The sequence below is a fragment of the Paenibacillus sediminis genome, from assembly GCF_017873765.1.
Taxonomy (GTDB): Bacteria; Bacillota; Bacilli; order Paenibacillales; family Paenibacillaceae; genus Paenibacillus_AG; species Paenibacillus_AG sediminis.
In genome coordinates, this window is sequence record NZ_JAGGKP010000004.1 from 190,760 (window position 1) to 201,921 (window position 11,162).

General features: G+C 36.7%; 7 protein-coding genes. All 7 read right to left on the reverse strand.

Annotated features, from left to right (window positions below; translation table 11 throughout):
• Positions 1 to 5: 5 nt before the first annotated feature.
• Positions 6 to 1,727, reverse strand: coding sequence for an ATP-dependent helicase (locus J2Z20_RS10745; RefSeq protein WP_209849427.1), 1,722 nt, complete (start codon positions 1,725 to 1,727; stop codon positions 6 to 8).
• The gene (locus J2Z20_RS10750) at positions 1,720 to 3,510 is read right to left on the reverse strand and encodes an ATP-dependent nuclease (protein ID WP_209849429.1); all 1,791 of its coding nucleotides are present in this window, start codon (positions 3,508 to 3,510) and stop codon (positions 1,720 to 1,722) included. The genes J2Z20_RS10745 and J2Z20_RS10750 overlap by 8 nt, the downstream gene beginning before the upstream one ends.
• Before the next feature lie 440 nt (positions 3,511 to 3,950).
• Entirely contained in the window at positions 3,951 to 5,204 is a 1,254-nt protein-coding gene (locus tag J2Z20_RS10755) for a Wadjet anti-phage system protein JetD domain-containing protein (protein ID WP_209849431.1), read from the reverse strand.
• Positions 5,170 to 8,502 (reverse strand): ATP-binding protein, encoded by a 3,333-nt coding sequence (locus J2Z20_RS10760; protein WP_209849434.1) that lies wholly within the window; start codon positions 8,500 to 8,502, stop codon positions 5,170 to 5,172. The genes J2Z20_RS10755 and J2Z20_RS10760 overlap by 35 nt, the downstream gene beginning before the upstream one ends.
• On the reverse strand, positions 8,471 to 9,100 hold the full coding sequence (locus tag J2Z20_RS10765) for a DUF4194 domain-containing protein (protein ID WP_209849436.1): 630 nt from the start codon (positions 9,098 to 9,100) through the stop codon (positions 8,471 to 8,473). Before J2Z20_RS10765 ends, J2Z20_RS10760 begins: the two co-directional genes overlap by 32 nt.
• 1 nt (position 9,101) lies before the next feature.
• Entirely contained in the window at positions 9,102 to 10,514 is a 1,413-nt protein-coding gene (locus tag J2Z20_RS10770; RefSeq protein ID WP_209849439.1) for a Wadjet anti-phage system protein JetA family protein, read from the reverse strand.
• A gap of 103 nt (positions 10,515 to 10,617) precedes the next feature.
• The gene (locus tag J2Z20_RS10775) at positions 10,618 to 10,782 is read right to left on the reverse strand and encodes a hypothetical protein (protein ID WP_209849442.1); all 165 of its coding nucleotides are present in this window, start codon (positions 10,780 to 10,782) and stop codon (positions 10,618 to 10,620) included.
• Positions 10,783 to 11,162 lie beyond the last annotated feature (380 nt).

Below are 11,162 nucleotides of genomic sequence, written 5' to 3' on the forward strand. Positions count from 1 at the left end.
GTTACTTATCTCAGTAACCTTTGTTCCCATGCCAACTTACTTTGTTCACTTGGAACCGCAATTACAAGTAATTTCCTAGGCCTAGTCATGCCAACATAAGCTATTCTTAATTCCTCATCATCGAATGTATTTAAGCCGCGGGAGAGCATCGTTCTATAAAATGACCCTTGCGCACCCTTCTCCCTTAATATGAGTAGGACAGCATCGAAAGTTACCCCTTTAAACGTATGTACAGTACCCATTCTAAACCCTAAATTTCTTTCCGTTGTAATCTTAAATAATTCATCAAAATCGCAATCCGGGCAATCAGGTTTTAAATTCATTCTTATTGCAACATTGTTCATCTTGAGGATATCCGAAGCCTGTTTTACCCATTCATTAATACTACCAACCGGAGAAGGTAAACACCTCAGTAAATGCATTATTTCTTGTCTATGACGAATAAAGCCCCTTGCAGAGATCCAACTCTCAAGATCATTTGTGGAACAGAAACTTTTATTATGTAATCCTTTGTATAATGCTTTTTCTATCAGCCGAAAGGCTTCAAACACATTCCCATTCTCAGCCATATACTTACCTTTTGCCAAATCTCTTACGAAATACTTACCTACTAACCACGGATACTCAATCTGAACAGGCTGAGTTAGAATTAAATTCTGTATGGACTTACTTCTAAAAATAACAGCAACCTTTTCATGGCTCATCTCAACTTGATGTTTTTCACATATGCGAAGAAAATAGTCAAGTGTAGATTGAATATTGTCCTGATCGTAACAAATAATCTCTGGGACATGTTCATAATTCTTAACAGCCTCAGTAACCGCGACCGAAGGTCTAGCACGAGAGGTGAGCTTATACGTTACATTACAAATGTTTTGAGAGCTTCTTCTATTTTCATCTAGAATGACAGAGTTCTCTTCCCACTCGTTTAATTTATTAATAAATAGATCTGGCCGGGCGTCATTCCATTCGAAAATTGCTTGATCCGGATCCCCAACTAACATTACATTTTCAAGACCATTATCAACTAATTTATTGATGATGCCTAACTGTATCTCGGACGTATCTTGTGCTTCATCAATAATTAGTTCTGGAAATCTCATTGCTATAGAGCGTGCAATATTCGGATACTTATCAAGAATTTTTAATGAGAAGTAATTAGCGTCAGCTTGCGTTGCGTATCCTTGTCTCCAAAACTTCAATTTTGTCTCGCGCAATTTATTCACATGCCCACTCTCAGAACCATCCTTATTTCTCCATTTAAAATGAAACCTCGTGAAGTCTGCCGTCGTTGATATAACACCATCAGTAATAGAAAAACTTGTGCAGTCAAAGTACTGATCATAGTCATAATCATAATTGCCGCCTGACCATGTACCATGTGGTTCACCAACAAGAACAGGCCTCTTCCCACATCCCATTATCAAATGTCCAAAAGGCAAAAATATAAATTTGTTAATAAAACTGTCTAACGTCCCAAGGTAATGTGGGTAACTTATTGCCATCCCTAGGTTCTGATCGAGCATTTTCCGAATTTCTTGCCATGCCACGTTAGTAAAGGATAGTACTGCTATCCCCCTACTTGGTAGTTGCCAATTATTTATCTTATGAGCCAATCTTGCTGCGGTCGTATATGTTTTTCCGCTTCCGGGACAAGCTTTAACGGCAAAAAGACCATTCTTCTCAAACACAATTTTACGTTGGATTTCCGAAAGACTATCAAACATTAAGTTCACCCTTAATGACCCAACTTATCGAACGTTTTATATAGTCGGGAACTACAAACTGCCTCCTAACTGTTTCATCGTTTTCAAGTTTTAGAGCAAGCCGATGAGCCAATTCTGATTTTGCTTTATTGCTCTCCACTTTACTTAGGAAACTATGTGCAAAATTAGACCTTGTGTCTCCAGATATCCTTGAGGCAGATGTAGGATGCATGTCCTTATAAATGCTCAATAATAAATCTTTATTATAGTCACTAGCCATAATTAGCTCGTATTCGAACGTTACAGTCGAAGTTTCGACATGCAGCAGGCCCTCCTTAAGCTCTAATGCATTTTGTGCCCTAGAAGAGATCTCCTCTGTCACCCGATCCCTATCGTCATCAGTAATAATCACACTACGTATATTTAGTCTCTTGCTTTCATCGTTTGAATTGAAAAGTCTTCCAAAGTGTTCAAAAGCAACTCCGTTAACAATGACAATTTCGATTCCCATTTTGTCCAAATCATACTCATTTCCCATGATTTTTGAAAACTTTTGCAATAAAAGTGCTTCTGATATACCTTCGACAAAAATAACTCCATTTGAAAAAAATAATTGTGATTTAGTTACATCAAGAAACTTACCAAGATATTTTTTGTTATTTTCAGACAGTTCGGAATTTGTCAGAGAATATGTGGATACATTATTGTCTTGGCATTGAACCACAATCAGCGAATCAAGATCTGCTTTAGCTGTAATTGTTGGTGAATGCGAAGTAATAAAAATCTGAAACCCTATCGAATCCAACTTGCTTAGGTAATTAAAATAAATACTCTGTAGTTGTGGGTGCAAGTGAGCCTCTGGTTCCTCAATTAGTAATGCAATGTATGACTCCGGTTCTAAATGTTTACGATTCTTTAAATCTCCCAAAACTGTTGCCATGTACAGTAAATTATTATAGCCAAGACCATTTTGTTGAATATCAAAGTATTTTTGTTTGCTGTTATCTCCTCCAAGAAGGCCTGAATCAAACACAGGGAGTATTACTCTTAAGCTATCGACAATTTTCCTGAATTCAAAAGGTAAAAATTCAACCTCCACTGATTGCTTTTTATTCGTTATGGAAGTCTCATCAAGATGCTCATTTATCTTTTGTTTTCCGGTTTCAATGATACTATTCCAATCAGGGTCTCCAGTTAGAGATCCCCTAAGTTTTTGTGTTAACTCATCCCGTTTTTCATCAGTAATTGGATTGCCGTGAATATCCTCACGAAGATAAGAAAATAATTCACCTAACCTATTACCACGAACTGGCCTTAGTTGCTGAGAAGCGTCTCTAAGTGCATCTAGATACACGAAAAGCAACAAATTTAAAACATCTGGCGTAATTTGTTGTCCCTCGTTGTCTCCTCCCCAAACGTTGTATCTGATTTTCTCAATTCCGTTTCTATCTTCTAAATAATATTTATAATGAATCTTCAACCATTGCTGAGTTCCATCCTCAGATTGGGACAATAAATCGATAAAAATTCCGCTCTCTGCAGGGTCTTCTATCTTAAAAAGTAAATGGAATTCAATTGGGTCAATATTGGCATCAGGATCATGTCTGTTAATGTGAAAATCACTTCGCTTCACATATATATCCCTCATTTGTTTACCATAGTTGAAACAAATCCTTAGAGCATCAATTATCGCTGACTTGCCAGTATTATTTTCCCCTACTAATATGTTGAGTCCTTTACGAAAATCAATGCTGATATAAGAGATATTCCTAAAATTTTTTATGATCAAATTGTTTAAAAACATATATCGATCCCCCAAAGTAGCTGATTTCCTTCATCAAATAATTCACCTTCGTTTTCCGACAAAGGTCCCATCTTTATAATTCGACATAATTTCCCAAAATCCTATTATTCGCATGAGGCTATATGAGTTCATTTTAAAATAAAAACCGCCCTAACCCGCTATTGGAGGTAAAGGGCGATCCTTTCATCAGATAATTAATCCTTGATCATTATTCATTCATCGGTAGCCCAACGGCGATTCATAGAAATGATGAAAATCTTTTTTCGGATACCAGGCTGGTATTTCTTCAGCCAAAGAAAATCATGAGTGTGCAGTCCACACAATCACCTCTTAGTCATTACTGTTCATCATTAAAGCTTGCGTCCATTTTCTGTGCCATTCTTAACAAAATACGAACACAATAAAAGGCATCCATGGATCAGGATGCCCTGTGTTAAATCTCACATTTTAATATCCACGATTTCTTGCTCAATTTTCCGCTTATAGTTAAGAATTAAGGCAATCACATCATGAAACATAGCGAATTCACCTTTTCCTAACAGTGAGCTTATTTTTTGCATGTACGTCTCTGTAATTGGGCTACCGTGCTCAACAAACTTCAAATATGTGTTTGGGTCCATATAAATCGGAGTAAATAAAATACCCGTATCCTCACACAATCTTTTATAAATGTACATCCCACCTAAGTCGATATCTCCCCAATGAAAGAAATTAACACCCACTTCATGGGTCTTTACATAATCACTTATCGATAGTAACAGCGTTCGCCTAGCGCTGTTATGAAACCCACCCAGATAGACAACAAGGTGGTTCAGTTGGTTATTGTGACAATACTCAACATAGTCATAATAAGAAGTTTCATTTTCGATTGTAACTATCGCCTTAACATTCAATGATTCCGTACAACGGATGTTTAAATTCTCGGGATGAATCCCTATTCCAAATCTATCCGCCGCGAAGTCAATCTTCCCGTAATCGGTTTGAACCACCCATTTGCCAAATATCTTAACCATTAACGGTTTTGCCGAAACCCCGTAGGATTCTAGAACATCCTTTTCATCCAGATCCTCTTTGTCCGGAGTAACGTACTTCTTTATTACATTAATAATTCTTTTTTCATAAGTCTCAAATTCTTTTGAATCGTTATATAAATAAATACTCCATTTGCGTTTTGTAATCTCTTTGTCATTCAGAAAAAGCTGATTCAAACCATATAATGCCCTACTTGTCTCATCTTCAGATTTCAAAGAAAAGATTGAAGGTAATGAATTTAAACTTCTTATATTTTGTAGCATTTCATCATAAAAAGTGTAAAGTTCGCGCGGCGCATCTTTCATTAATTTTAAACAGATATCTTCCATCTGTCTGTACTGTTCTGATTTTGACTTTCTCCCCAATACAGCCATAATGTTAGGAACTGCTACTTCATTTAATGTAAGTCTTTTTAGTTCCTCACCTCTACTGTATTTCTCCCAGTCACAAATCAAGTAACCAGCTTTTTCGAGCTCAACACAGTCTAAATTAAATTCCTTTCTAAAATCACTCTCACTTACATGAAAATAATCAGGAAATTCTTTTTCATTTATCCCGATTTTTACACGTTGTTTCGGTTTATCATTTGTGCCGTAACCACTTCGATTCTCTAACTTGTCTATTAATTTATGTAGTAGTTGTTTCTGTTGTTCTGTAAGCATCTTGTTCCTCCGCATTAAAACTGAATGGGGCAACAAAACTATGGTAATTATCTTTTAATACTACGAAAGTGTTTTCCATATGCAGTGAATACATATGAACACTTCCAGTCGGCGTAACGATTATCGGTTGAAACCCGCAGCTTTTAATGAATTTAATCGCCTCAGCAACTCTTTCCGCATCCATGCGGTTAAATGCTTCATCGAGAATTACTAGGCGGAAGGTGTCAGTCTTTCTAAATAACTGATACGTGTAATAAAATGATGCCAAAATAGCAACGTAAAAGGGTACTTGCGTTTCACCACCAGATTTTTCCAGGGCAACTTTAGAATATTCAATGGTGTTTCCTTGGCTATCCTTTACACTTAGTTCAAACTCCAGATAACTTCTGTAATCTAAGAGCTCGTGATAATCTTGCAACTCTCTTGAACGAATAATCGTGTCAAACAAATTGTCTATTAAATCCTTATATTCTTCCTGAAAAGAGTAGCTAAAAATTGATGCCCCAATAAGGTTAGGGTCCTTTAACATCTTATAATACTGCATCATTTCATTATCGTTTCGCGCTCCAATCGTAAATCGATACTGATCCGTTCCAAACTTCATGTCTTTTAACGAGCGGTTCAAAGCATTGAAGTCTTCCTCGGCACGCTCAATCTGCTCCTTGAGTTTAGCAATAAAATCTTCTTTAAATGATTGTTGAGCCAATTCTTTGGCTTCAGCTGCTTTCTCTTTATAATCGATTATCTTTTCATTCTCTAGATAAGAATGACGACTTTTATATTTATCATTATTTTCTTCTTTAGCATCATAGCCTATATCAAATTCACGGTTGTAATTGTTTCGTTCTACTATTAAATCTCCCCAGAGTTTCCCCTTGTCCCCTTTTAATAATTCTACTTTACTAATGGCGTTTTTCTTAATTTGGTTAAATGGATGTTTACGTAATTCTTCACCCCAAGCCGCTTCTAAATCACTTACTTTAAATACATCTTGTCCCTTTTCAAACTCATAAAGGAATTGAGTAGCCGCCGCCAGATTGTTTTGCCAATCAATTAATGCGGTTCGATTATCTTGTATCCGGTTTTTAATAATTGCTTCTTCTGCCGACTTCGCTGTCGACTCTTCATTAATAGATTGGGCCTCACCCTTTTTACAATTAATTATCTCGTTCAACTGATCTACTTCCGACATGTCAATATCCATCAATTTTTGATTCAATTCGTTAACCTGAATGGATAATGATTCTAGATTTTGCATTTTACTCGCTTCATTTTTCATTTGAGTGAATTTATCATGCTTGTTGGAACTAAAACTACGCAAAATAATATACTCTTTAATTTGATTTGCGAGCGTTTCGACATGCTCCGCTAGTGTTTTTCTCTCCAATCTCTTAATTTTCAATTGAGCTTCAATAGCATCTTTACCGATGTACGGAACTTCATACCTTTCCTTGGGTATTTGCCTAGCGGTAAAGTTTGAGTAAGTCATGCAAGTTGATGTAATACTTCTTGTATGATTCTTGAGATCGGAAACATCTTTAACTTTCATAATCGAACCCATAAGCTGATTTGCATATTCTAGAGCATATGAAATGCTTGAAGTTATTTCCTCTGCGAGACTTCCAGGCTGAGCTGCCGGCTTTTTCAATATCAACTTATCTGTATTTACAAGACCTACTCTCTCAATCTTATGACTAAATTTCATTCTCTCGTAAATCTCAAGAGCCTGCCCGAAGTAACCTGGCGACACCAAAATATCGAACTTTTGGGTGTGTAAATATCCTTCAATCGCATTTCTCCATTCATCATTCACAACATCAATTACTTCACAAAAGATGTCCACCCTTACTTGCTCGTTATTGTTTGAAACCAAATGCTCCTCAAGAAGACGTTTTAATTTCATTGAAGGTGACTGTTCTGATAATATATTCTTATTTTCAAGTTGATTTATGGTTCTATCCAACTCGCTAAGGGCTAGCATCCCATTGTTCTGCTCGTTTTCCATGTTGAAAAGATGTTGATTTAACCATTGATACGCGTCACTCCACTTTGTTGACAAAACTGAGTTGTTTTGGGGAAAAGCAATACTCTCTATAAATTCCTCAAAAGCCTGCTTTATCTCTAATACAGAATGAGTAAGTTCTATTGGCGCATCTGAATGATGTAGTAAATGCTCTAACTTACTCAATTCCCTGATTTCTATTTTTGAACTGTTTTTCAACTCCACCAACAGGTTTTCAAGTTCTGCAATGTTCGAAGTGAGCAAATCGATCTGTGAGCGCAAGTTATCAGCCTTAATTAATGATTTATGCGCCCCTACCTCTTTGTATAACTCACCGATTTCTCCATCAAGCTTCAAATAACTGTTTTTTAACGACTCAATTTTACGCAAGCAATCATTCTGACGTTCAATATCCAAACTTATATCCGAATTAAGTCTCCTGATTTGTTCATTTGCGGCCTCGACATCATGCTTCTTGACTAGATAGTCATTTAGTACAATCCCTTTTGTTATTTCTTCATACTTCTCAAAAAGTTTATTTATTTTACTTAACCAGGTAATCTCATTCCCTGCTCGAACAATCAGCCGGTTAAGCTCCTCCATACGCTCCATAAAATCGCGCATTCTAGAAACATCTACTGGTTCCTGGTCTAGAATATAGTCATACACAAAGTTTCTGAGATTAGTGATTGGTGAGAAAGCTATCCCCTTAGGTAATAATGTAAAAAAAGAATCTTTAATATTGCCAAGAGTCGTTTTTAAATCGCTTTTATACCCTTCCAAGTCATTATGGAAGGGTTTATGAGAAATGTTATTTTTCTTTAATTCTCGGAAGAATTCTTCTTTAGTCTTTGGAGTACGTCCGTTTATAAATAGATCATCATACAGCGGAACTTTCGGAATGATAAAGAAAGAATGAGTTTCAGTCTGCGTACTATGTTGATAATCAAAAACCGCTCCAACTAAGTATGGGATCTCTCCTTTATTTGTTTGATGAACGATTTCAATAACAATGTAAGAAGTAAAATCAGTATTTCTCAAAAAGTCTTTCTCAACCGTTCCTACTTTCCCTCGAAGGTAGGATAACAATGAACGCTCTGTTTTATGTTCATGAGCTGATGCATTAAACTTAATCTTTCGGAGATCTCCCAAAAAGATAATTTGAAGGGCATCTATTATCGTTGATTTACCTGCGCCGGTATCTCCAGTAATGACGGTCGGTAAACCATCGAATTCAATTGTCTCGTTTGTAAAATAGTGAAAGTTAATCAACTTCGCTTTCATCAGTTTCCTCATTTTCTACATCTCCTTTATCCTTCGACCTCTCTTGTAGTTTTGCGTAAAATTCTTCTATTGCCTGAATAGTAGTGACTATTGTTATCGTCGGGTAAATTACTAAAATACTTTCCGGGTTGTCATAGCTACCTTGAACCAACTTAACTATAGAATGGTTTTCTAATATTCGAAGAACTTTCTTCATGGTATCTTTTGTTGGCAAACGTTTTGAGACTTGAAGCGCTACATATTTGTCCTGCAACTCTTGAATTGATATTGTGATTTGGGTAGCTAGTGATAGTTCCTGCAACTTCTCATCGTATAAATGCCGCAAAATGTAGAGGAACAGTGTCTCTTCAATTGTTAAATGCATCCTATTCTTTTCTAGAATGCTTGACACTGACACTATTCGGTATTCGCGATGTAGCGATACTTTCCAACCGCCTATATTCAAGTACTCCTTTATCAACTCATGATATTTTTCAGCAAATCTATATAATCGTGTGTCGTCATCATTGTGGTAAACTAAGTATGTTTGTGCTAGCAAACGGTTCACCGTTAACGCAAAATCCTCTTTTTCTTTTTCAGTTAAACTCTCGTACTTTTTCATCCATTCCATATTATCGTCCTTCTTTCAACTTTACCTTCATATTCGGTAACTTACCTACGGATACGTTAACCAGTTTCTCAGGGCTATTTTCCATTTCAATTTGGTATACTGAATTTTTCGATGTGCTCCTTATAACGGTGTATAAAGCATTAAGCCAATCTTCTGAGTCCTCCATCGGAAAATCAGACATATGGATATCGCGCTTATTTCTAAGCAATGTTTTAACAAAATCGTTCATTTGTTCTACTGCTTTAACTTCTTTGGTACGTTCCCTTAATTCTTTTAACTTTTGCCTTTTCTTTTCTTCATCAATTTCAAAAACATCAAGTGGAGTTTGAGCGATTTTAGGATTTGCACTTCTCACGACGGATGGACTTTTAATGTCCATTATTTCCTGTTGGAATAGCTGTATGTATTTTGAAAAATTCGCCGATAGCTCCTCCTTGCCTTTCCCGTTCTTAATCAAACTACTTAAAAACCTTAGGATTGAACCAATTTGAGCTGCTAGATTTCCAGAGTTATTATAAAGAAGGGACACCCTTCGTTCAGCTGCCCTTACGTATTTCTGATTCCGAGAATCAATTTCATTTTCGAGCTCAGATACATTTCGAAACGATGCTGAGATAAATTCTAACCAATTATCAATGGTTTGGACTGCCTCTTGGGTCGATTTTGCCATTCGGTCATTTACCATTAATTGAGCCTGTTCTTCAATAACCATTCGATTGTACAGCATATCTTCTGCTCGGCGGATTATTTGCGTCCGATATTTTGATATATGCTCAGATGTCTTAAGACGATAGAAATGGGTATCCAGGATACGTTCTTTATATACAACAAATAAATGGTGGAGCAGCTCGTTAATGCTTGTAGAAGCTAACATATCCTCCATATATCGTTTAATATTATGATTTAATTCACGAAGTCCATTTAACAATGCATCTGTCGTTTCGAAGGCTTGTTGAATTGCTATATACCTATATCCCTCTGAACCAGTTAAGTTTTGAAATATGGAAAGGACTTGTCCACGAAACTCCATTTGATACCCTAGAGCAATTTTTTCAAAAGTATCCAAAATGCGAATCGCATAATCGGGAATAATTGCCTTATAGGACCAGTCAGGTTGTTGTTCTAGCTCAATCCAACCATGCTCGATAAATTTGTTCAAGAAGTGAAAAGCTAGAGCCCGAGTTTCTTTGGGCAAAGTGGCACTCGAATCAGTTTCTTCGTCACCTTCAAGTGTTGTTACTGGATGTGTTTCAAAGTATTCGACAAAATAATCTATTATCACGTCGCGCTCAATGACGTAAATACTACTTTTATATTGTTGATAAATTAAAAACAATAAGTCTGTGTGGAGGTGTTTCAATCTCGTAGAAAGGATTGAAAAAAAGTTATCGGGTATTCGTTCAAAAATGTTCAAGTACATTCACCGCCATTCTGCACATTATGGTCTTCTCTCTTACAGAAAAGCCGCAAGCTTAGAACCTACGGCTTCCCTCACTACGCCTCAAATTGGCCAACCTTTATATTTTTCTTTTGCCTGCTTCAATGATCGCATTTGTCAGAAACCGCAACTGCTCGCCCTTAATCTTCTCCCGAATGTGTACCATCTTCACGGCGTTACTGACCTTTGCCAAGACATCTGCACGGTGCGGATTCATCCAGTCGATTTGGAACTCATTCTTCATGGCTACTACCACTTTACGGATCAAGCTCTTTATTTTAATGCGTAACACTGACCACATGATGTCAATGAACAGATGTTTGAATGTAGTTAGTCCTATATGTATTGAATTCTACGAATTACGACATCAATCCTGCTAGAAACCAAGAGAATTAGAGGCACTCACAAGGAGATAATTGCGATTTTTTACCAGGAACCCAACTATTGTGCCCGGCACTATCGTTATCGTTGTAAGTAGAATCATCACCGGAGAATTCCATACTTGCATCATTACCTGTGCAAGTGCGCGCCCTTAAAAAAGTTGTCTGATTTACTGTTGACAGTCCACCTTAGAACTAACCCCATTATAGGACCAAAACAATATAAATATTAACATATAGTATA

Excerpts from the sequence above, each read along its gene's own strand:
- J2Z20_RS10745 (WP_209849427.1), bottom strand. The coding sequence starts at position 1,727 with ATGTTTGATAGTCTTTCGGAAATCCAACGTAAAATTGTGTTTGAGAAG.
- J2Z20_RS10750 (WP_209849429.1), bottom strand. The coding sequence starts at position 3,510 with ATGTTTTTAAACAATTTGATCATAAAAAATTTTAGGAATATCTCTTAT.
- J2Z20_RS10755 (WP_209849431.1), bottom strand. The coding sequence starts at position 5,204 with ATGCTTACAGAACAACAGAAACAACTACTACATAAATTAATAGACAAG.
- J2Z20_RS10760 (WP_209849434.1), bottom strand. The coding sequence starts at position 8,502 with ATGAGGAAACTGATGAAAGCGAAGTTGATTAACTTTCACTATTTTACA.
- J2Z20_RS10765 (WP_209849436.1), bottom strand. The coding sequence starts at position 9,100 with ATGGAATGGATGAAAAAGTACGAGAGTTTAACTGAAAAAGAAAAAGAG.
- J2Z20_RS10775 (WP_209849442.1), bottom strand. The coding sequence starts at position 10,782 with ATGAAGAATGAGTTCCAAATCGACTGGATGAATCCGCACCGTGCAGAT.